Source organism: Comamonas sp. Z3 (assembly GCF_008121565.1).
Classification (GTDB): domain Bacteria; phylum Pseudomonadota; class Gammaproteobacteria; order Burkholderiales; family Burkholderiaceae_C; genus Comamonas; species Comamonas brasiliensis.
Window position 1 is genome coordinate 288,196 of record NZ_VOQU01000002.1, and the last position, 20,868, is coordinate 309,063.

The 20,868-nt window shown below is 62.5% G+C and carries 19 protein-coding genes; 11 read left to right on the forward strand and 8 right to left on the reverse strand.

The genetic code is table 11. The features are described from left to right. Positions 1-21: 21 nt before the first annotated feature. The 6 genes from FSY59_RS05985 to glmM all read right to left on the reverse strand — a co-directional run bounded on the left by FSY59_RS05985 (position 22) and on the right by glmM (position 9,763). Complete coding sequence (locus FSY59_RS05985; RefSeq protein WP_148728665.1) at positions 22-1,656, reverse strand: DUF2334 domain-containing protein; 1,635 nt, start codon at positions 1,654-1,656, stop codon at positions 22-24. 32 nt (positions 1,657-1,688) lie between these two features. Further along, entirely contained in the window at positions 1,689-2,012 is a 324-nt protein-coding gene (locus FSY59_RS05990; RefSeq protein WP_003058616.1) for a hypothetical protein, read from the reverse strand. 101 nt (positions 2,013-2,113) lie between these two features. Further along, positions 2,114-4,864: a tetratricopeptide repeat protein gene (locus FSY59_RS05995; RefSeq protein ID WP_148728666.1), complete on the reverse strand. Its 2,751-nt coding sequence runs from the start codon at positions 4,862-4,864 to the stop codon at positions 2,114-2,116. A gap of 10 nt (positions 4,865-4,874) precedes the next feature. Continuing rightward, positions 4,875-7,097, reverse strand: a complete 2,223-nt coding sequence (gene nrfB, locus FSY59_RS06000; RefSeq protein WP_003058611.1) for a cyclic di-3',5'-guanylate-activated glycosyltransferase NrfB — start codon at positions 7,095-7,097, stop codon at positions 4,875-4,877. Then, entirely contained in the window at positions 7,084-8,265 is a 1,182-nt protein-coding gene (gene wecB / locus FSY59_RS06005) for a non-hydrolyzing UDP-N-acetylglucosamine 2-epimerase (protein ID WP_148728667.1), read from the reverse strand. Before wecB ends, nrfB begins: the two co-directional genes overlap by 14 nt. A 163-nt stretch (positions 8,266-8,428) precedes the next feature. Continuing rightward, a complete protein-coding gene (gene glmM, locus FSY59_RS06010; RefSeq protein ID WP_029158510.1) occupies positions 8,429-9,763 on the reverse strand; it encodes a phosphoglucosamine mutase in 1,335 nt (444 codons plus the stop codon). 743 nt (positions 9,764-10,506) lie between these two features. Here glmM and hisF point away from each other — a divergent pair. From hisF to tatC, 9 genes are all read left to right on the forward strand, one after another. Next, on the forward strand, positions 10,507-11,307 hold the full coding sequence (hisF, locus tag FSY59_RS06015) for an imidazole glycerol phosphate synthase subunit HisF (RefSeq protein ID WP_003058607.1): 801 nt from the start codon (positions 10,507-10,509) through the stop codon (positions 11,305-11,307). Between the two features lie 69 nt (positions 11,308-11,376). After that, a complete protein-coding gene (hisI, locus tag FSY59_RS06020) occupies positions 11,377-11,805 on the forward strand; it encodes a phosphoribosyl-AMP cyclohydrolase (RefSeq protein ID WP_255265028.1) in 429 nt (142 codons plus the stop codon). Between the two features lie 4 nt (positions 11,806-11,809). Further along, positions 11,810-12,205, forward strand: coding sequence for a phosphoribosyl-ATP diphosphatase (locus FSY59_RS06025; RefSeq protein ID WP_003058603.1), 396 nt, complete (start codon positions 11,810-11,812; stop codon positions 12,203-12,205). Between the two features lie 13 nt (positions 12,206-12,218). Further along, positions 12,219-12,617, forward strand: a complete 399-nt coding sequence (locus FSY59_RS06030; protein WP_003058601.1) for a hypothetical protein — start codon at positions 12,219-12,221, stop codon at positions 12,615-12,617. Between the two features lie 244 nt (positions 12,618-12,861). Next, positions 12,862-13,905 carry a patatin-like phospholipase family protein gene (locus FSY59_RS06035; protein WP_003058599.1) on the forward strand — a complete coding sequence of 348 codons (1,044 nt, stop codon included), beginning with the start codon at positions 12,862-12,864 and terminating at the stop codon, positions 13,903-13,905. Between the two features lie 97 nt (positions 13,906-14,002). Next, a complete protein-coding gene (locus FSY59_RS06040) occupies positions 14,003-14,371 on the forward strand; it encodes a histidine triad nucleotide-binding protein (protein WP_003058597.1) in 369 nt (122 codons plus the stop codon). A 121-nt stretch (positions 14,372-14,492) separates the two neighbouring features. After that, positions 14,493-14,729 (forward strand): Sec-independent protein translocase subunit TatA, encoded by a 237-nt coding sequence (gene tatA / locus FSY59_RS06045; RefSeq protein ID WP_003058595.1) that lies wholly within the window; start codon positions 14,493-14,495, stop codon positions 14,727-14,729. Between the two features lie 22 nt (positions 14,730-14,751). Continuing rightward, positions 14,752-15,273, forward strand: a complete 522-nt coding sequence (gene tatB, locus FSY59_RS06050; RefSeq protein ID WP_003058593.1) for a Sec-independent protein translocase protein TatB — start codon at positions 14,752-14,754, stop codon at positions 15,271-15,273. Positions 15,274-15,429: 156 nt separating this feature from the next. Next, entirely contained in the window at positions 15,430-16,242 is an 813-nt protein-coding gene (gene tatC / locus FSY59_RS06055; RefSeq protein ID WP_003058591.1) for a twin-arginine translocase subunit TatC, read from the forward strand. 195 nt (positions 16,243-16,437) lie between these two features. On the opposite strand, the gene FSY59_RS06060 is transcribed toward tatC, so the two are convergent. Next, complete coding sequence (locus FSY59_RS06060; protein WP_003058589.1) at positions 16,438-17,598, reverse strand: trypsin-like peptidase domain-containing protein; 1,161 nt, start codon at positions 17,596-17,598, stop codon at positions 16,438-16,440. A 355-nt stretch (positions 17,599-17,953) separates the two neighbouring features. Between FSY59_RS06060 and FSY59_RS06065 the strand changes: the two genes are divergently transcribed. Next, on the forward strand, positions 17,954-19,279 hold the full coding sequence (locus tag FSY59_RS06065; protein WP_003058587.1) for an MFS transporter: 1,326 nt from the start codon (positions 17,954-17,956) through the stop codon (positions 19,277-19,279). Positions 19,280-19,307: 28 nt separating this feature from the next. On the opposite strand, the gene FSY59_RS06070 is transcribed toward FSY59_RS06065, so the two are convergent. Further along, a complete protein-coding gene (locus FSY59_RS06070) occupies positions 19,308-20,006 on the reverse strand; it encodes a GntR family transcriptional regulator (RefSeq protein WP_019043045.1) in 699 nt (232 codons plus the stop codon). A gap of 88 nt (positions 20,007-20,094) precedes the next feature. Here FSY59_RS06070 and FSY59_RS06075 point away from each other — a divergent pair, with 88 nt between their 5' ends. Next, the gene (locus tag FSY59_RS06075) at positions 20,095-20,844 is read left to right on the forward strand and encodes an enoyl-CoA hydratase/isomerase family protein (protein WP_003058583.1); all 750 of its coding nucleotides are present in this window, start codon (positions 20,095-20,097) and stop codon (positions 20,842-20,844) included. Positions 20,845-20,868: the final 24 nt, after the last annotated feature.

The window sequence follows — 20,868 nt, forward strand, 5'->3', positions numbered from 1 at the left end:
TGCGGAGAAAGCGCTTTTCCTTCATGGCAGCTGGCTCGGAACCGTCCAGGTGAAGCCCAGATTGGAGATGCCGCTGACAAGGCTCTTGAAGTCCGCCAGGCCAGGGGTTCCAACCTGCGGCTCCAGCCAGAACGGGTGGAAGAAGAACGAGGCATAACCGTCACGCACCGTCTTCACATACTGGGCATTGGTGAGAATGTCCTGCCATGTGTAGTTGTAGAAGGAAGTCGGGTCGATCTGGCTAATGTCGTACTCGATGTTTCCCAGGCTTTCAGGCAGCACCTTCTGGCCGTAGTAGTCGGTCTTGATGGGGTAGGGGAAGATCTGGCCCAAGGAAAAATCCTTTTCCACCGATGCGTTGAAATTGGGCTTGTCAGCCGTGAAGTACACGACGCGCTGATAGGTCTTGGCAAAGACCTGCGTACTGGCCTTGGAGGCCAGCGCCGAGCCATGGTAGTGCGGAGTCTCCCAGGCTGTCGGGCGGTAGCCGTTGAGGTTCAGCTCCAGCAGGCCGGCCCGGTAGCGTCCCAATGCCCAGGCGGTGGAGTCTTCGGGTACCGGCTTGTTGTTGACGATGTCCCAGAACTCGTAGTCATCGCCACTCACGGCCGTATAGCGGTTGCGCACATTGCTGTACTGGTGCGTGTAGCCATGCATCACGATTTCGCCGCCGCGCGCCAGCGCATAGTTGAGCGCGGTCTTCAGATTGGTCGCCAGTGACAGGGGCACCTGCATCGGCACTCCTGCGTTGTAGACGCCCAGAGGATCCTTGTAGTACGGAATGGTCGCAATCGAAAACGGTATCCGCAGCTGGTAGAGATAGTCCGTCAGCGATTTCATCGCCGTCACGCTGACCAGGGCGCTCACGTCTTCCAGCCGGACCATGGCCTTGTGGCTTTCGGCATGGTTCACTCCCAGCATGTCGTGCAGGATGTCGGTGAGCACCAGATAGCGGTCTCGTGGCCCGATATAGCTGAACGGCAGGTCCGCCACGTACCAGAAGTTGCCCGACTTCACCACATAGGGTGCCTGCTCGCCAGTCTTGGGGTTGGACATGGAGACCAGGTTCTGTGCCTTGGTGGTATCGGTGATGGCCGTCAGCCCCACATCGGGATCCGCATTCACAGCGCCGGTGCTGCTGTCGTATGCGTAGTATTTGACAAAGGGCAGGCTCTTGTAGGTGATGGTGTCAAAGAACCCCGGCGTGGTGTTGCTGGAGGTCGGTGCGGCATTGAGGCCCCGCAGCGCCGTCAGGTTGAAGCCATAGCGGGACTGGAAGCCGTAGCTCGGGTCCCAGGCAAACTGCCAGAGGTTGTACTTGAACCAGACGATGGTCTTGCTCGAGCTGGCGGCATCGGCCATGAAGGCGGCGGGAACCGGGTTGTCGTAGTACGAGCCAAGGTAGAACGTGGCGTCGTAGCCGCTGAGCTGGCCTGCGGTGTAGTTCTGCACCGGGACCATATCGACCTTGCTGTCGAAATGTCCGAGCAGATTGCGCAGCATGATGGCGTAGCCGAATCCGAGCTTGGTGTAGGCCGTATTGGGCGGCGCGTCATAGAGGATCAGGGTGCGCGGGCCTGTTTGCGCAAAAGCGCCAGGGCTCGCAAAGAGCATGGCGAGCAGCCATGCCCCGAGAATGCGTCCTAGGGTTTTCATGAGACTCTCCTGAGATCTTTACACGATGGGGTCTATCGCTGCTGGCCACGGAAGGGTCCGCCCGGATTGGGCTTGTCCTTCGGTGGACTGCCGGGGGACGGGTTGCCGGGTTTGACCGGCAGCGCATCCAGCGTGTCATCCCGTGTGAAATCCTTCTTGAAATGTCCTTTGTGGTGGTGCGCACGTTCGTTGCGCTTGCGCTCTTCGGGAGATGCGCCGACATCCATGCGGATCTGGGTGCTTCCAGGTGGCAGGGGGGGCGGCATGACGTTGGAGGCCTGGGACCAGTTGGCCCAGCTCAGCAGCGCCAGCGCGAGCAGCGCGCGCATGGCCTGCCTTTGATCGAGGGAGTGCATGAGAGTCTCCTTTCTGGGGGCAGAAAGAAAAAGTGTCAAAGAACACCATCTCCACAAACTCTAGAAATGGCGATGGGTTCCGGCCTTGCAGGCGTGCCGTCTCAAAAGACCAAGGCAGCACGTAGAAACACGCCTTTCCCTCGTTCGTCCCCGGCAAGCCGGGCGCGATACTGCAAGGAGAGGTCGAGGTAGGAGCGAGGAGCATGGTCACGGTCCTCGCGGAACCAGAAACGCATGTTCACACCAACGCCAGCGCCTACTGAGCTTTGCTTGCCCGAGGCTGTGCGTTCAGAGTTGTAATCAGCGCCCAGGACTGCGTGCGGAAACAGCACCAGTCTCGAGTCGCTCCCCCCCATACGGAAACTGCGCCCTGCTTGGGCTTCGAACGTCGCGTAGTTTTGCTTGCGATGAATAAAACGGCCCACTTCGGTGTACACATTGACGGTGTTCCAGCTGGGCACATCGACGCGCAGGTCGGTTCCCATGCCGCCCGAATACCCCATGCGCAGCAACCAGTCGTTGCTGGACAGCGAGCCGATGCGCACGCGCCGTTCGACCGCGAGGATGAGGTTGTGATCGCTCAGCGGTTTGGCACGAATGCCGAGGGCGCCCTGGGTGGTTTCGCCGCCGGTGGGTACATCGTGGCGGCTGTAGACGGTTTGCGCTGCGCCGCCGTACAGCTCCCAGAAGCGGCCGTCGCCGAACTTCTGCGGGCGCCAGTACACCTCGCTGACGAGCTGTGCCACGTCGCCATACAAGCCAGGCTGGGCACCGGCTGCGCCCAGGGAAATGCCCCGATAGCCCAGCAAGGTGTTGACACCCCAGGAGCGGTCCCGGTCGGAGATTTCGCGCCGCGTTTCATATTGCTGCTGCGGCGTCATGTCCAGCCTGCCTTCATGGACCGCGCTGATCGCCTGTTTGAAGTAGCCTATGGACTGCTCGTTCTCGGCCAGCCTGCTGGCGGCGTAGGCGCCATCGCGCAGCGCCGTGTCCGGCAGGCGGCTCTGCTCCCGTGCGCGGTTGAAGATGGACAGGGCACGGCGATCATCGCCCACGCGGATGGCCATATAGGCCAGATCGGGATCGGCGCTCTGCTGCAGCTCGGGCTCCGAGGTGGCCTGGGCAAAACGTGCTGCCGCCTCCTCGCGCCGTCCCAGTTGCAGCAGCAGATCCACCTCGCTGGACAGAGACAGGCCGCCCATTTGCAAGGCTGTCTGTGCATCGGCATTGGCCGCCTCGGTCATGCCCTGCTCGCGACGCAGACGGCTGCGCAGGGCCAGCACTTCGACGGCATCGGGTTGAAGCTGCAGGGTTTGATCGGCTTCTTCAAGCGCCTGCGCCTTCTGGCCTGCAGCCAGCAGGGCCTGCAGGCGCAGCTGGCGATAGGGCAGATGCCTGGGGTTGAGCTCTATGGCGGCAGCGGCCTTGTCTGCCGCCAGCGCATATTGCCCATCGCCATAGGCCTGATAGGCCTCCTGTGCGACCTTGTAGGCAGGGTTCGGTACTTCCTGTCCGGGCCAGATTTCGCAGCCGGGCACATCGCCGGCGCTGAAGCAGTTGACCAGGGGCAAGGGCAGCTCATAGCCGCGTGAGAGGGTTGAGGAGCGCAGGGCCTTGAGCTGCTCGCGGCGGCTGCCGACATCGGCATTGCTGCCCGTCTCCAGCGCTTGCAGCAGCCGCTGGGCTCGTTCTGTCTGGCCGGCGGCCAGTGCTGCATCCAGGGCTATCACGCCGTAGTTCTGCCGCTCCGACCGCGACAGATGGGGGGCGGCAAGCGCTGCATCGAAGGCCTGTTCGGAGGCCATGCCGCGACCTTGGACATGCAGGGCCACGCCCTGCAGTACCTGCAGTGCCGGATCATGCTGCAGCGCCAGCCCTTGTTCCGCCACGCGCTGTGCCTGGGCGGCCTGCCCATCCTGAAGCAGCAGGCCCAGCCATTGCAGGCGCGGTGCCAGCGCCTGCGGTGCCAGACGCACGCTGGACTCGGCATGGCGCAGGGCCTTGGCCATGTCGCCTTGCTCGCGGGCCTGCAAGGCTTGCTCGAAGGGGCGCAGGGCCTGGCGCTGACGTATGGAGGTACGCAGCATCTGCCAATCGGCGTCCGACTGCAGCTGTTTCACATTGTCCAGTCTTGCTGCACGGGCCTCGGCCTCGTCGAAGCGTCCGTTCTCCACCAGCAGATAGACCAGCAGGCGCTGGTAGTCCAGACGCGCCGGGGCCGCCGCTACGGCTTGCCTGGCCAGAGGCAAGGCCGCGGCGAAATCGCGTCGCTCGGTGGCGGCATAGGCCTGGCTGGCCTTGGCGTAGCCCGGGGGCATGGCCGGTGGCGCCGGGTTCTTGCGCGGGCGCTGCGGGGCGTCCACAGCCGGTGCTGCAGCCTTCGCAGGCTGCGCTGTCGTGGCTGCGGCAGGCGCTGCAGCGCTGGGCGCCTTGGGCATTTCCTGGGCCAAGGGGGCCGGTACGGCTTGAGGTTCGGGCTGTCTGGCCGGTACGGCGCCCTGATGCATATCGCGCAGGGCCTGGGCCAGACGCGCATCGCCGGGGTGACGCTGAAGCTGGGCCTTCAATACGGCTTCGGCCTGCGCGGGTTGGCCAAAGCGGCGATGGGCTGCAGCCAGCTGCAGGGCGATCTCGGTGTTCTCCGGTGCCAGGCGCTGAGCCTGCTGCAGCTCGGAGATGGCGCGCTGGCCATCGCCGCGCGCCATGGCCTCATACGCCTTGTCGATCCGGGGATAGACCTGAAAGCGCTGTCTGGGGCTGATATCCGGACCCAGATCCACCACCTGCGCCACTCCATCGTAAGGGGTGGCACATGCAAGGGAAAGAACCAGAATGGGGCGAGAAAGCTTCATATATTGGCACCTAGGCAGCAACGGAAACGATCGGGGCGGCATCAAGGCGGCGCAGAAGCTGCGCCATGGTGACCTGCAACTGTTGTTGCAGGCGCAGAGCTTCATCCAGCGTGGCCTGCGTCAACGCCCCCTGGTTCACCAGGAACAGGCCCAGGCTGTCATCGCTTTGCTCATGCCTGAGCAGCAAGGCATTCAGCACGGCCGTGTCGATGCGGCCCAGGGCTTGCAGCACTTCGCCCAGCATCAGCTGTCGCGACACATAGAATTTCCACAGCTCTTTCGCCTGCTCGGCGGATACGCGCTTGCGTTCCACGGCCCAGGCAAGCAGTTCGCGAGCCGGCTCCCCATGCTGTCTTGCATACAGACGCCGCAGCTCGACCGTGACCTCTCCCTTGGGGGCAATGAGGTAGCGCACAGGCCTCTCGAGCTTGCGCTCCAGGGCCGCGTGCGAGACCGGGTCTATGACCGACTCGCTGGCCAGGACCAGCGTCTTTCCCTCCTCGCGCAGCGGCACCACGCTGTAATGCAGTGCCAGATGTGCCGGCAGCAGCGCCGCGACCTCGTCGGGGATCAGGCGCTCTCCCAGGAACTCCCAGGAAACGCCGGCCTGCTGGGCCACTGCAGCGGCCAGCTGTGCGGTGCTGATCAGGTCCTTGTGCACCAGCGCACTGCCCAGACGCAGCCCCGGAGTGGGGCGCACCAGGGCCTCCTGCAACTGGCTCTCGGTCAAGGCGCCTTGCGCGATCAGTATCTGCCCCAGGGGCTGGCGCAGTCGGGGTCCCTCTCCCAGCATGGGAAAGTCATGGTCGGTCTTGGCCCAGGCCATGCGCCGGATATCCTTGGCCTGCAGCGCCTGGGCGATGGCCCGCCAGTTGGCCAGAAAGTTCACCAGATTGCCCCATAGCAGGCGCGGAAGCGACATCAGTCCCTGGACGATGCCGTAGTAGCTGGTGACGAAGAACATGCGCTGGGCAATGCGGTTGAGCATCAGCACGAAGTTCGCGGCCAGCAGCGCGTACAGCCACCAGTCACCCTGGAAGATGGAGAGAAACCGGTAGCTGTCCGGTACCAGGCGCTGGTAGAGCCAGATGGCAATCAGCTGCATCGCCAGCAGCATGGCCAGGAAGCTGGCGAAATTGGTCAGAGCTCCCTTGCGGTCACGCCAGAGAAAATAGTTCAGCACGCCGCTATTGGTCCAGCGCAGGGTCTTGAAGCCCTGGATCACGATGCCGGTGATCCAGCGGGACTTCTGTCGCACCGCCGCATTCAGCGTATCGGGGAAGAATTCCCGCACGCAGATGACGCTGGCTTCGCGCGCGCTGCGCCCGGGTCGGCGTGGCTGGTTGGGATCGGCCGGCTGGTCCGCATCGTGCACGGGAAAGCGCACGAAGATCTCGCGCATGCCCAGCTGCTTGAGCCGGAAGCCGATGTCGTAGTCCTCGGTCAGGCTCTGGGTGTCGAAGGCCACGCCGTCACCGAGCTCCAGCAGCGCCGTGATGGCGCGGCGGCTGAAGCAGGTGCCGACGCCGGCGCTGGGCACCTGGCCCACCATGGCCTCGCGTACCACGATGTCCTTGGCATGCAGCTCGGCAAACTCGTCCAGGTAATGCCCGCCGGTGAATTCGCGCAGCGGTCGCTCCAGGGGGTAGACCGGCAGCTGGATCAGATCCTTGCGATCCACGAGGAAATTGAACAGCCTCAGCTCCAGCTTGGACAGCACGTCTTCCGAGTCATGCAGGATGAAGCCCGCAAACTCGATGCCCGAGCGCTGCTCGAACTGGAAGATGGCATCAAGCACATTGTTGAGGCAGTCGGCCTTGCTGGTCGGCCCGGGGCGGGCGCAGACCACGCTGTGCACATTCGGGAAATGGGCTCTGACCTGCTCCACATCGGCATGGGTCTGGGGATCGTTGGGGTAGGTGCCGATGAAGATGTGGTAGTTCTCGTAGTCCAGCGTGGTGGCTGCCAGCTGCGCCATCTTGCCGATCACGCCATGCTCCTGCCAGGCGGGCACCATGATGGCCAGCGGCTTCTCGTCCACGCCCAGCAAGGCCTTGTAATTCATCTGCTCATGGCGCGAGTACACGGTCACTGCACGCCAGGCGCGTCGCACCCAGTACATGAGGTCGATGAACAGGTCGTCCAGGCCGCTGATGAAAATCACCACGGCGATGACGATGGCGATGCTCTTGAGCACATAGAGGTAGGCGGTGAACAGGTCAAGCCAGGACATGGGGCGTCCTTTCCCTGGCTTGCGGTGCCAGACCTGCATGCTCGGGCCTGAGCATCTGCTGCAGTCTTTTTTCGGTGCGCTGCGCTGCAGTCCCGTCGCCGAACGGGTTGGAGCTGGCCTGCATGTGGCGATACGCGGCATCGTCATGCATCAGCTGGCGCACGGACTGCACGATCTTGCTCCTGTCTGCGCCCACCAGGGCGGCGCAGCCAGCTTCCAGAACTTCGGGGCGCTCGGTTTCGTCGCGCAACACCAGCACCGGCACCTTGAAGGTGGGTGCCTCCTCCTGCAGCCCGCCGGAATCGGTCAGCACCAGCCAGGCATCGGCCAGGGCCTGCTGCATGGCCAGATAGTCCAGAGGCTCCGTCAGCTTGATATTGGGCAGTCCGCCCAGCAGCCGATGGACGGGCTCCTTGACCACCGGATTGAGGTGGACCGGGAACAGCACCGGCACCTGGGGAAACTCGCGCGCGATATCGGCAATGGCTTCGCACACATGGTCCACATCGGGGCCCCAGTTCTCACGCCGGTGCATGGTGACCAGGATATGGCCTCGGCCCTGCATGCGGCGATGGATGTGGTGATGCTGGCTGGCCCATAGCTGGGCATCGACGACGGTGTTGCCCGTCAGCTCGATATTTCCCGTGGCCACGTTTTCGCGCTCCAGCGCCTGCTGGGCTCTCAGCGTGGGGGCCAGATGCAGGCTGGCAATGCGCCCTATCATCTGCCGCAGACCTTCCTCGGGAAAAGGGCGGTGCAGGTTGTAGGTGCGCAGGCCGGCCTCGACATGGACGACCGGCACCTTGCGGTAGAAGCCGGCCAATGCCCCCTGGAAAGCACTCTCGGTGTCGCCCTGCACGATCACCGCCTCGCAGGCCGTTTCCATCAGCACGGATTCCAGTTGCGTGCGGCAGCCGGTGGCGAACTCCAGCAGCGAACTGCCTTGTCTTTGCAGCACATGGTCGGGCTGGATATGAAAGCACTCCAGCATCTGAGCGGCCATATCGCCATGCTGGCCGGTGTGCAGCCAGATGGGCCTGGCCCATGGCGACTGCTTCAAGGCGTGGTAGACGGGGGCCAGCTTGATGATTTCAGGCCTGGTCCCGGACACGATGAGCAACTGTGCGATATCCGGCTGTGCGCGAAGAGTCCCGGAGTCCTGATTCATGGCGTTCTCCCTTTGAGTCAATCGGTAACAGACGTTTTCCATTCGTACCTGCTCAAAAATCATCTTTCACGCGCTGCTTTGGGTATGTCAGCCAGCTCCTCGTGCTGGCTGCGACCGGATCCGGCTTTCTCTATGGCATGAGCGAAGCCGTCGCGTCGGCGGACTAACCATCCCTGGCTGCGGAGACCAGCCGTTCGGCGCAGCGGCTGGCCTGATCGCCATCCTGCGCTTCCACCATCACATGCAGCATCGGCTCCGTGCCGCTGTGCCGCACCAGAACCCGTCCGGTGGAGCCCAGCTCCGCCTCGACCTGCGCCTGTACCCGTGCCAGCAAGGCATTGCTGCGCCAATCGCGCTCCGGCGGCAAGTGCACATTGAGCAATGCCTGGGGATAGAGCTGCACCGGCAACAGCCATTGCGACAGCGTGCGGCCGGTGCGCACGCAGGCCTGCAATATCTGCAGCGCGTTGACCAGACCGTCGCCCGTGCTGTGCCGGTCAAGGATCAGCAGATGGCCAGAACCCTCGCCGCCGAAGGTCCAGCCCCGGCGGCTGAGCTCCTCGAGCACGTAGCGGTCACCGACCTTGGTACGCATGAAATCCACATCCAGCAGCCCGAAGGCCTGCTCCACGGCCATATTCGTCATCAGCGTGCCGACCGCGCCCGCAATACTCTCGTCATGCTCCAGGCGATCCGCGACGACCAGGTACAGCAACTCGTCCCCGTTGTAGAGCCGTCCGGCCGCATCCACGACCAGCAGGCGATCGGCATCGCCATCCAGAGCGATGCCGAAATCCGCACCGCAACCCGAGACGGTGGTGGCCAGTAGTTCAGGGTGAGCGGCTCCGGCGCCCTGGTTGATATTCAGACCATCGGGAGCGCAGCCGATGGCTACCACCTCGGCGCCGAGTTCATGAAAGACCATGGGCGCAATCTGATAGGCCGCGCCATGGCCTGCATCGACCACGATCTTCAGTCCGCGCAAGGTGAACGCATGGTCGCAGGTGCTCTTGCAGAACTCGATGTAGCGGCCGGCGGCGTCATCCAGGACCTGCGTTTTTCCGAGCGCGATCGCCGAGACCCAGTGCGGCTCGTCGAGCAGCATCTGCTCGACGGCCACTTCCCAGACATAGGGCAGCTTGGTGCCTTTGGCGCTGAAGAACTTGATGCCGTTGTCTTCGAAGGTGTTGTGGCTGGCGCTGATCACCACCCCCAGACTGGCCCGCAAGGCGCGTGTGAGGTAGGCCACGCCCGGTGTGGGCAGCGTGCCCACCAGCATCACATTCACTCCCGCGGAATTGAAGCCCGACACCAGCGCGCTTTCGAGCATATGGCCCGAGATGCGCGTGTCCTTGCCAATCAGCACGGTCGGACGCTCTTCACTGCGGTGAAGCATCCGTCCGACCACATGGGCCAGGTGCAAGGCGAAGTCCGGCGTAATCGGGAAGTACCCAGCCCGCCCACGAATTCCGTCGGTACCGAAATATTGGCGTCTCATATCCATGATGATCACCTGCGCTTGAGTACGGTCATCGAGCGGGATGGCATTCCGATTCCGCCCATTGATTCAGAGGAATGTGGATTTGAAAATATTAAAACTATTGATTTATTTTTTTTCATAGTTTCACTAATAAAAACAATCCGAACAAGAACGCCGCGTAAAAAATAACATCTTTTTACGTTATGTATATATGGAAGCTCAATTGGTTTTTTATTTACATTATTCAGGGTATGCCCGTCAGGGCCGGAAATGGCTTGCAATGAAGCCAGGCTTGGCCTGGCGAGGGTTTTCGAAGTCCTGACCGATGCGGTGTCCTGCCGCGTGGCTGCCGTCCATGGTCGGTAACAGGGTTTCTGTTTTCGGGCTGGCCGGACATGGACGATGGCCCCATGCCTGACAGTTAATAAGTGCTGGCGTACTGGTTTCGATAAGAAACAAAAGCTGAAAGTCCTGAATTCCGAAGCCGGCTCTGGGTTTTCTGATACTCAATTGGAAGCAGCAGGAATTGGTGAATCCTCATGCCTCTGGCCGGTTTCTGAACCTGCGTGTTTCCAATCGTTCAGCAAATGGCCGGCGATCGGGCGGCGATGCAATGACGCTGGCACGCTTGTCGGCCCGGACGGCTTGTGCGTTGTGCAATGCCAGCACGGCGGGGCTGCGCAAGGGGATGGATGTCCAGGGCGGAGGCGGGGCCGTGGTATCTTTGGCCCCCTTGTTCCAAGATATTCCGAGACTTGTCCATGCTTGCCAAACGCATCATTCCCTGCCTTGACGTGACCGGCGGCCGCGTGGTCAAGGGCGTCAATTTTCTGGAGCTGCGTGATGCGGGCGACCCGGTGGAGATTGCCGCGCGCTACAACGCCCAGGGTGCGGACGAGCTGACTTTTCTGGACATCACGGCCACCAGCGATGGCCGTGACCTGATCCTGCCCATCATCGAGGCCGTGGCTTCGCAGGTCTTCATTCCGCTGACCGTGGGCGGTGGCGTGCGCAGCGTGGAAGATGTGCGCCGCCTGCTCAATGCCGGAGCCGACAAGACCAGCTTCAACTCCGCAGCCATTGCCAACCCGGACACCATCAATGCCTGCAGCGACAAGTACGGCGCGCAATGCATCGTGGTGGCCATCGATGCCAAGCGCCGCACGCCCGAGGACGAGCAGCGCATCGGCCCCGGCGGCACGCCCATGGGGCCGGGCTGGGATGTGTACAGCCACGGCGGCCGCAAGAACGTGGGGCTGGATGTGGTGCGCTGGGCCGAGGAGATGGCCAGGCGCGGTGCCGGCGAGATCCTGCTGACCAGCATGGACAAGGACGGCACCAAGAGCGGCTTCGATCTGAAGCTCACGCGTGCCGTGGCCGATGCCGTGGCCGTGCCCGTGATCGCTTCGGGCGGTGTCGGTAATCTGGAAGATCTGGCCGATGGCGTGACCATTGGCGGCGCCGATGCCGTGCTGGCCGCCAGCATCTTCCACTACGGCGAGTACACCGTGCAGCAGGCCAAGGAATGCATGCGCGCACGCGGCATTCCCGTGCGTTTATAAGATTATTTTGAGAGCGGCTTGCGCAGGGTACAAGCGGCTTTCCATATGTTTTGTGGTTGAAATCAGCTGCTGGCCTGCGCTGGCTGCTATACAAAACAAAGGTCTGCAATGAGCTGGCTGGATCAGGTCAAATGGGATGCGCAGGGGCTGGTGCCCGTGATTGCACAGGAGCAAAGCAGTGGCGACGTGGTCATGTTCGCCTGGATGAACCGCGAGGCACTGGAGAAGACCGCCGAGCTGGGGCGTGCCGTCTACTTCAGCCGCTCGCGCAACAAGCTGTGGTTCAAGGGCGAGGAGTCCGGCCATGTGCAGACCGTGCACGAGATGCGCATCGACTGCGACAACGACGTGGTTTTGCTCAAGATCACGCAAGAGGGGCATGATCCCGGTATCGCCTGCCATACCGGTCGCCACTCCTGCTTCTACAGCGTGTTCAAGGACGGACAGTGGCTGGCTGTCGATCCGGTCTTGAAAGATCCTGCTTCCATCTATAAATAAAGTCATGTCTGAACAAAACACCGCGTCGGTCGAGGGCGCACTGGCCCGTCTGGCCGCCGTGATCGAAAGCCGCAAGGTCGCCAATGGTGGTGACCCCGAAAAAAGCTATGTCGCGCGCCTGCTGCACAAGGGGCCCGACGCCTTTCTGAAGAAGATCGGCGAAGAGGCCACCGAAGTCGTGATGGCCGCCAAGGATGTCGATCATGGCGCGGACAAGGGCAAGATCCTCTATGAAGTGGCTGATCTGTGGTTTCACTCCATGATTGCGCTGTCGCACTACGGCCTGACACCTGCAGAGGTGGTGGCCGAGCTGGAGCGCCGCGAGGGCACCAGCGGTCTGGAGGAAAAAGCCCTGCGCAAGGCCCAGGAACGCGCTGCTCAGGAAGGGGCGGCCAAGTAACAAGGAAGCACGAATGAATGACGATCGCGACATCATCGATGTAGGCCCCGGCGGCTCTGCCGAGGTTGAGGGCCTGAAGGCCTGGGGCTGGGTCAGCTATCTGCTCCACCTGATCGTGGCCGTGGCCGCGGTGCTGCCGGGCGCGCAGGTCAGCGTGCTGCTGTTGCTGATTGCGGTTGTCATCGATCTGGTCAAGCGCGACGATGCGCGCGGCACCTGGCAGGAGAGCCATTTTTCCTGGCGTCTGCGCAGCGTGCTCTGGGCCATCGTGCTCTATGCGGTGACCTTCCCGTTCTTCCTGCTGGGCCTCCTGATCTTCAACCCTGCCTGGGTGCTGATCTCCATCTGGTTCCTGTACCGCATCGTCAGCGGCATGATCGCCATGAACAAGAATCGCGCGATCCGCTCCTGAGCCGGTTTTGCCCGACATCGAAGCCCCCGCTTTACGGCTGGGGCTTTTTTGTTTTGGCAAGCGGTTTTGCTGCACTGCAACAGATTCGGGCAGGCAGGCTGACACGGGTGCCGGGCCTGTGCAATGCTCGCGGTGCTGGATAAGCTGCGGAAATTGCGCAGATTCGCTGGATATGTCCGCTGTGCGTTCGCAGCGACAGTTCCAAGCCCCTTACCTGGTTCCTCAACCTTCACAGGATCGTGCCATGGCTGCAGAGACTTCCCACACCCTCAACCTGGCCCTGCAGGGCGGGGGATCGCATGGCGCGCTGACCTGGGGCGTGCTGGATGCATTGCTCGACGATGACGGCCTGATCTTTGAAGGCATCAGCGGCACCAGTGCCGGTGCCATGAATGCCGTGGCGCTGGCCCATGGCTTCGCGCAGGCGGCTGCGCAGGAAAAGAATCTGGACGATGCCCGTTACCTCGGGCGTCAGCTGGCGCGCCAGTCTCTGCGCGAGCTGTGGGAGGGCGTGGGCACCATGGGCAGTGTGGGCAAGATGTTCTGGGCTGCACCGCTGCCGGGTAGCAAGCAGTTCATGGGGGTGCTCAACCAGTTTCTGTCGCCCTATCAGACCAATCCGCTCAATATCAACCCGCTGCGGCAGCTGCTCACACGGGTGGTGGATTTCGAGACGCTGGCCCATCCCGCTCATCCTGGCGTGGTGCCCAAGCTCTTCATCTGCGCCACCAACGTGCGCACGGGCGGCGGCAAGATCTTCAAGGGCGAGCAGGTGACGGCAGACGCCATCATGGCCTCGGCTTGCCTGCCGCAGCTGTTCAAGGCGGTGGAGATTGACGGAGAGTGCTACTGGGATGGCGGGTTCTCGGGCAATCCGGCCCTGTATCCGCTGATCTACGAGACCCGGAGCCGCGACATCCTGCTGGTGCAGATCAATCCCAAGGAGTCCGATGTCTCGCCCGATACGGCCCGCGAGATCATGGACCGCATGAACGAGATCACCTTCAACGCCAGCTTGCTGGCCGAGCTGCGGGCCATCGAGTTCGTGGTCAAGCTGCTGGAGCAAAAGCGTCTGGACCCGGAGCGCTACAAGCATGTGCTGATGCACCGCATCGACGGCGGCTCGGTGCTCAAACCCTTTGGCGCCTCTAGCAAGGTGCGCGCAGACATGGGCATGGTGCGCAAGCTGTTCGAGCTGGGGCGCGAGCGCGGCCAGCAATGGCTGCAGCTCAACCGCGCGCACCTTGGCGTCAAGCAGACGCTGCGATTCAACGAGAATAGGGGATAGCCTCCGCAGGGGGCACGCCATTGCCTGCTTTCTGGCTTCCCGGGCCATGGGTAGGGCAGGGCGTCCGGAGTACTGAACCGTAGAGATACCAGAGACCATGCACGACCACGATTACGACGCCAATTGCATTTTCTGCCGCATCGCCAAGGGGGAGATTCCTTCGCGCAAGGTCTATGAAGACGAGGAGCTGTTCGCCTTCCATGACATCCACCCCGGTGCGCCCGTGCACTTTCTGCTGATTCCCAAGATGCACATCCGCTCCATGGCCCAGGTTGGCGCCGGGGATGCGCCCCTGCTGGGCCGCATGATGGCGCTGGCTCCCCAACTGGCGCTGGAGCAGGGCTGCAACCCTTATCCCGATGGCGGTTTCCGCATCGTGGTCAACACCGGCAGCGAAGGCGGCCAGGAAGTGCACCATCTGCACCTGCATGTCATGGGCGGTCCGCGCCCCTGGCTCAAGGGCTGATCAGGCGGCGCAGCGGGCCTGCACGCGGCGATAGAGCTGTGCGCTGCAGGCTTTTTGGGTGATTGATTCGTATCTGTCACAAGCCCCGTCTAAAATGGTTTGCAATTTCTAGGAGATTCTCATGGGCTCGTTTTCTATCTGGCACTGGGCGATCGTGCTGCTCATCGTGGTTCTGGTGTTCGGCACCAAGAAGCTCAAGAACATCGGCTCCGACCTGGGCGGCGCCGTCAAGGGCTTCAAGGACGGCATGAAGGACGGCGCGACTGACGCCGACGCCAACGCTGCGACCGGCCAAGTGGCCAACCAGCAGGCCGCCGAAAAGGCCACCATCGACGTGGAAGCCAAGCAAAAGAGCTGATCGCGGCAGGACTGACATTTAGATGTTTGATATTGGCCTGTCCAAAATGGCGCTGATCGGTGCCGTGGCCCTGGTGGTCATCGGTCCCGAGAAGCTGCCGCGCGTGGCCCGCATGGTGGGCACCTTGCTTGGCAGGGCACAGCGCTATGTGTCCGACGTCAAGGCCGAGGTCAACCGTTCCATGGAGCTCGATGAGCTGCGCAAGATGAAGGACTCGGTCGAGACCGCCGCGCGGGACGTGGAGTCCAGCATGCGCAATCAGGCCTCTGATCTTGAAAAGGACTGGAGCGATGCGACCAAGGACCTGCGCGACGACTCGAACATGACTTCGGCTTCGTCCTTCGGCTCCTATGACGCAGAAGGTGGCTACACCGGTCTGGATACGCACAGCAGCGTGGTGCCCAGCTACCGCCATCCGCGCAAGAACTGGCGCGTCAAGCGCGGTGCCGTGCCTCAGTGGTACAAGGCCCGTGCCGGGGTACGTAGCAAGGTCCAGTCGGGTGCGGCACGCGTGGCGCGCTTTCGCCCCAAGAAGTTCCATTGAACATGCAGCTCAGCAGCCTGCCGGCCGCAAGGTCGGCCATGGCCGACCCCAGGGGGCCGGCTTGGCTGCCCGCATGTCGCTCTTTGCCCGTGATTCACGGGCGTTGTTGTTTCTCAAGCGTGTGGAGCCGATCGGGCTCCGACGCGGTTTTGCACCATGTCCGAACCCTCTAAAGAAGACGAACTCGCCGGTACGGAGCAGCCGTTTGTCCAGCACCTGATGGAGCTGCGTGATCGCCTGCTCTACAGCCTGTATGGCGTTTTGATCGGCGTCGGGCTGCTGATGTTCTGGCCGGGCCCCGACGGCCTGATCGACTTCATCGCCCTGCCCATCAAGGAGCACATGCCGCCCGGCGCCAAGCTGATTGCGGTGGGCGTTTTCTCGCCCTTCTTCGTGCCGCTCAAGGTGTTGATGATGGTGGCCGTGCTGCTGGCGCTGCCCTGGATCATGTACCAGATCTGGGCCTTTGTTGCGCCGGGTCTGTACAGCCACGAGAAGAAGTTCGCCCTGCCGCTGATCATGTTCGGCAGCCTGCTGGCTTATGCCGGCATTGCCTTCGTACAGTTCTTTGTGCTGGGCAATATGTTCAAGTTCATCCAGCACTTCACGCCGGCCAGCGTGGCGGCCACGCCCGACATCGCCTCGTATGTGGAAGCGATCCTCTCGCTCTACATCGCGTTTGCGGCGGCCTTTCAGGTGCCCATCGTGGTAATGCTGCTGGTGCGCTTTGGTCTGGTGGAGATCGAGAAGCTCAAGGCCTTCCGCGGCTATTTCGTGGTGCTGGCCTTCGTGATTGCTGCCGTCATCACGCCGCCCGATGTGATCTCCCAGCTGGCCCTGGCCTTGCCCATGTGCCTGCTCTACGAGATCGGCATTCTGGGGGCCGGCTGGTTCAGCAGGGTATCGCGTGCGCCCGATGCCGAGGACGGTACGGGCACGGAAGTGGAGAAATCCACGGACGGCCACTGATCTTCGTCTCCGACTCCTGGCAAAGCCCTTGAAGTGATTCAAGGGCTTTTGTTTTGATAGCTGTCAGCGCTTTACCTGCAAGCGTTTGAGCCGTATTCCTGATGATCTGTGATGGCGCGCTGCAGCCTGCAACCGGCCGCAGCATGAAAAAAGCCAGCGACGGGCGCTGGCTGGTGTGGTTGGCGGTAGCGTCCGTCAACGGCGGGGGCGGCTCTGCTGCTGCAGGGTGCTGGCTGCAGGGCGGGCGCCCGGAGTGATGTTCAGCACCACTTCGCTGTCGCCGCGGCGCACATCGAACTTGGCGGCTTCGCCGGGCTTGAGCGAGGCCACGGCCGTCAGCAGCTCGGAGACATTGCGGGTCGCGGTCTCGCCCACCTTGACGATCACATCGCCAGGACGCATGCCGGCCTGGGCGGCGGGGCCGGCCTGCAGCACGCCGGTGATGATGACGCCGGCATCGGCCTTGACGCCAAAGGTCTCGGCCAGCTCGGGCGAGAGTTCATTGGGCTCCACGCCGATCCAGCCCCGTGTGACCTTGCCGTCCTTGACGATGCCGTCCAGCACCATCTTGGCCGTGGAGACGGGAATCGCGAAACCGATGCCCATGCTGCCGCCCGAGCGCGAGTAGATGGCCGTGTTGATGCCCAGCAGATTGCCGTTGGCATCCACCAGGGCACCGCCGGAGTTGCCAGGGTTGATGGCGGCATCGGTCTGGATGAAGTTCTCGAAGGTGTTGATGCCCAGCTGGCTGCGGCCCAGAGCGCTGACGATGCCGCTGGTCACGGTCTGCCCCACACCGAAGGGGTTGCCGATGGCCAGCACGCGGTCGCCCACGGCGACCTGGTCGGAGTTGCCCAGCACGATGACGGGCAGCTTGTCGAGCTCGACCTTGAGAATGGCCAGATCGGTCTCGGGGTCCGTGCCGATGACCTTGGCCTTGGCCTGCCGGCTGTCGGTCAGCGTGACCTCGATATCGTCGGCGCCTTCCACCACATGGTTGTTGGTGAGGATGTAGCCATCTTGACTGATGATGACGCCGCTACCCAAACCAGATTGCTCCTGCGGGCCCTGATCGCCAAAGAAGAACTGGAACCAGGGATCGTTGGCGCGTGGGTGGCGGACCGCCTTGCTCGTGTTGATGCTGACCACGGCGGGCGAGGCCTTGCGTGCGGCTGGCGCAAAGCTGCCCGGGGCGACTTCACCCGCCGGGGCAGTGGGGGCCTGCAGCAGCGAAACCCCGGCATTGCTGCGAATGTTTCCGCGCTGAAGCCAAGTGGGCTGTAGGGTAGCCACTACAAAATAGATAGCCACCAGCACGGTGACGACCTGCGAAAACAGCAACCAGGTGCGTTTCATGTAATGCGTATAGGTAGTAAGGAGAACAAGCCCACATTGTGAAGCATGGCTGCACCGGGCGTCGAAGCGAACATTTGCTTGCGCGCAATTGCATAACGCAAAGCTTTGCAGATTGCAGGAGCGATGGCTATAGGACTGCAGGCATCTAAAGTTTTGCACGGCCAGAAGCCATGAGTGAAAACCCTAGAATGTTTTTTCGACTGCGCTTACGCCGCCGTGACTGCCCACAAGGTGCTCATATTCGGCCTGGTGTGGCTTTGCATCTGAAGCCCGCTGCAATCGGTATGCCACTGCACGTTGACCCGTGATCAGCGGCCTTATCCGCGCTGTCCTGTTGTTCGATCTGGGAAACACCATGACTACGCTTGACCACGCTGCATCGGCCAAAGCGCCGGCTGCTGCGAAGAATCGCCTCCTGAACCGGGAGGACTACAAGACCCTGGGCTTATCGGCCCTGGGCGGAACGCTGGAGTTTTATGACTTTGTGGTGTTCGTCTTTTTTGCCAATGTGATCGGCAGCCTGTTCTTTCCGGCTTCGCTGCCCGAGTGGATGCGCCAGCTGCAGACGCTGGGCATTTTCGCGGCCGGCTACCTGGCACGACCCATCGGCGGCATCTTGATTGCCCACTTCGGCGACATCCTGGGCCGCAAGAAAATGTTCACGCTGTCGGTGTTCCTGATGGCCGTGCCCACGCTGGTCATCGGCCTGCTGCCGACCTATGAAACCATAGGCCTTGCCGCTCCCATCCTGCTGCTGCTGATGCGCGTGATGCAAGGTGCTGCCATCGGCGGTGAAATGCCTGGTGCCTGGGTGTTCGTGGCCGAGCATGCGCCCGAAAAGCGCTACGGCTTCGCCATCGGCGCACTGACTTCCGGCATTACCGGCGGCATTTTCCTGGGCTCCATCATCGGGGTCTGGCTCAACAGCACCTACAGCCAGGGCGAGATCCACGACTGGGCCTGGCGCCTGCCCTTCATCCTGGGCGGTGTCTTCGGTCTGGTGTCGGTGTATCTGCGCAAGTTCCTGCACGAGACCCCCATCTTCCAGGAGCTGCAGGCCCGCAAGGCCGCTGACCGCGAACTGCCGATCAAGACCATCTTGCGCGACCACCGCGAAGCCTGCGTTGTCGTGGCGCTGATGACCTGGGTGCTGTCCACGGCGATTGTGGTGGTGATTCTGTTCACGCCGGCCTATCTGCAGAAGGTGTTCCACATCGAGCCTGCCATGGCCCTGAAGGCCAATGCCGTGGCGACCGTGACGCTGACCATAGGCTGCGTGTTCTGGGGCTGGCTGTCCGACAGGATCGGCACCAAGCTGACCATGCTCGTCGGCTGGGGCGGCATGACGGCCACGGCCTATCTGTTCTACCTGAACCTGCCGGGCAACGAGGCGTCCCTGATCTGCAACTATGCGACCGTGGGCTTCTTCGTGGGCTCCATCTCGCTGCTGCCCGTGGTGGGCGTGCGGGCCTTCCCGCCCGAAGTGCGCTTTACCGGTCTGTCCTTCTCCTACAACATGGCCTATGCCGTGTTCGGCGGCCTGACTCCCATGCTGGTGTCCGTGTGGCAGCAGGTGGACGTGATGGCTCCTGCCCACTATGTGGCGGCCATGGGCGTGCTGGGCATGGCCATGGGCTTCTGGCCGCTGGCCTGCAAGGGCTGGCAGCCGCGCAAGGGGTGAGCCTGCACAGGCGGATGAAAAAAGGCAGTCAGCAGTGGCTGCCTTTTTTTTCGCTGCTCGCGCGTTTGCGACGGCGCGGCTGCATGACGGGCGCGGACACGGTGCTCAGCACCATGTCGGCAAAAGCGCTGCCGCCCGCCGATATATGGTTGCGCATGGCCTCGGCAGCGACTTCACTGTGGCCCGCCAGAATGGCGGCCACCACGGTTTCATGCTCCGCCTGGGAGTGCAGCAGGCGCTCCGGCTTTTCAAACATCTTGCTGCGATACGGCGCGACCCTGAGTCTGGCCTCGCGGGTCTGTTCGACGATAAAGGTGTTTCCGCTAGACTGATATATCAAATCATGCAGTCTGGCATTCGCCTGTTCGTAGCCAATGGAATCGGCTTTCTGGGCATATGCAGCGGTCTGCGCCAGAGCGGCTTGCAGCAGCGTTCTCTGCTCGGCGTTGATGCGCCGGGCCGCAAGGCGCGCCAGCACGCCTTCCAGCTCGGCGAGCCCTTCCATCATCGCTATCAGCTCGCGGGGATCGAGGTGGCGCACGTAGATGCCCACGCGTGGAAGAATGCTCACCATCCCCTTGGCGGACAGCAGCAGCAAGGCCTCGCGGACCGGCGTGCGTGAAGCCTGGAAGCGCTCGCACAGTGCCTGTTCGTCGATGCCGGCACCCGGTCGCAATGCGCCGCTGCGCAGGTCTTGCTCCAGTGCCAGCCGGATGCGGTCCTGCATGCTGAGCGCGTCTAGGGTTTCTGCCGTTGGTGGATGTTTGGGGTTCATTGTTCAATATTAGATATATCTATTTATATTTCTGATACGCATGAATCCAAGACTGCATGTCCAAGACCGTGTTGCAACCATCACGCTCCAGCGCCCCACGGTGGCGAACCGTCTGGCGCCCGATGATTTGCCGGTGCTCATTGAATGCATAGCATGCGTCAATCAGAGGGAGGATGTGCGGGTGCTGGTATTGCGTAGCGAAGGCAAGCATTTCTGCAGTGGCTACGATATATCACAAATCGAAAACAGCCAGAGCGAAGGCAGCAGCTTCGGCGAGATGGTGGATGCGGTGGAGCAGTGCCGTGCGGTGACCATAGTCGCCATCCAGGGCGGCGTGTATGGCGGCGCGACCGATCTGGCGCTGGCTTGCGACTTTCGCGTGGGCTCGATGGCGGCGGACATGTTCATGCCCGCAGCAAGGCTGGGCCTGCATTTCTACGCCTCGGGGCTGGAGCGCTATGTCAGCCGTCTGGGGCTCGATACCGCCAAGCGCCTGTTTCTGACCTGCGAGCGCCTGGATGCCGAGCAGATGAAGGCCTGCGGCTTTTTGACGCATCTGGTGGCGCAAACGGAGCTCGACGAGACCGTGGCGAATCTGGCCGGGACGCTGGCGGCGATGGCGCCCTTGCCCCTGTCCGGCATGAAGAAACACCTGAACCTGATTGCCTGCGGCCGTCAAGACCGCGAGGCGATTGCGCGCGACGTGCAGCGCTCGATCGAGTCCGTGGATCTGCGTGAAGGCGGTCTGGCCTGGCGCGAGAAGCGCGTACCGGTTTTCAAAGGCCGCTAGCGCCGCACTGGCGCCGAAGAAAAA

Excerpts from the sequence above, each read along its gene's own strand:
- FSY59_RS05985 (WP_148728665.1), bottom strand. The coding sequence starts at position 1,656 with ATGAAAACCCTAGGACGCATTCTCGGGGCATGGCTGCTCGCCATGCTC.
- FSY59_RS05990 (WP_003058616.1), bottom strand. The coding sequence starts at position 2,012 with ATGCACTCCCTCGATCAAAGGCAGGCCATGCGCGCGCTGCTCGCGCTG.
- FSY59_RS05995 (WP_148728666.1), bottom strand. The coding sequence starts at position 4,864 with ATGAAGCTTTCTCGCCCCATTCTGGTTCTTTCCCTTGCATGTGCCACC.
- nrfB (WP_003058611.1), bottom strand. The coding sequence starts at position 7,097 with ATGTCCTGGCTTGACCTGTTCACCGCCTACCTCTATGTGCTCAAGAGC.
- wecB (WP_148728667.1), bottom strand. The coding sequence starts at position 8,265 with ATGAATCAGGACTCCGGGACTCTTCGCGCACAGCCGGATATCGCACAG.
- glmM (WP_029158510.1), bottom strand. The coding sequence starts at position 9,763 with ATGAGACGCCAATATTTCGGTACCGACGGAATTCGTGGGCGGGCTGGG.
- hisF (WP_003058607.1), top strand. The coding sequence starts at position 10,507 with ATGCTTGCCAAACGCATCATTCCCTGCCTTGACGTGACCGGCGGCCGC.
- FSY59_RS06025 (WP_003058603.1), top strand. The coding sequence starts at position 11,810 with ATGTCTGAACAAAACACCGCGTCGGTCGAGGGCGCACTGGCCCGTCTG.
- FSY59_RS06030 (WP_003058601.1), top strand. The coding sequence starts at position 12,219 with ATGAATGACGATCGCGACATCATCGATGTAGGCCCCGGCGGCTCTGCC.
- FSY59_RS06035 (WP_003058599.1), top strand. The coding sequence starts at position 12,862 with ATGGCTGCAGAGACTTCCCACACCCTCAACCTGGCCCTGCAGGGCGGG.
- FSY59_RS06040 (WP_003058597.1), top strand. The coding sequence starts at position 14,003 with ATGCACGACCACGATTACGACGCCAATTGCATTTTCTGCCGCATCGCC.
- tatA (WP_003058595.1), top strand. The coding sequence starts at position 14,493 with ATGGGCTCGTTTTCTATCTGGCACTGGGCGATCGTGCTGCTCATCGTG.
- tatB (WP_003058593.1), top strand. The coding sequence starts at position 14,752 with ATGTTTGATATTGGCCTGTCCAAAATGGCGCTGATCGGTGCCGTGGCC.
- tatC (WP_003058591.1), top strand. The coding sequence starts at position 15,430 with ATGTCCGAACCCTCTAAAGAAGACGAACTCGCCGGTACGGAGCAGCCG.
- FSY59_RS06060 (WP_003058589.1), bottom strand. The coding sequence starts at position 17,598 with ATGAAACGCACCTGGTTGCTGTTTTCGCAGGTCGTCACCGTGCTGGTG.
- FSY59_RS06065 (WP_003058587.1), top strand. The coding sequence starts at position 17,954 with ATGACTACGCTTGACCACGCTGCATCGGCCAAAGCGCCGGCTGCTGCG.
- FSY59_RS06070 (WP_019043045.1), bottom strand. The coding sequence starts at position 20,006 with ATGCAGGACCGCATCCGGCTGGCACTGGAGCAAGACCTGCGCAGCGGC.
- FSY59_RS06075 (WP_003058583.1), top strand. The coding sequence starts at position 20,095 with ATGAATCCAAGACTGCATGTCCAAGACCGTGTTGCAACCATCACGCTC.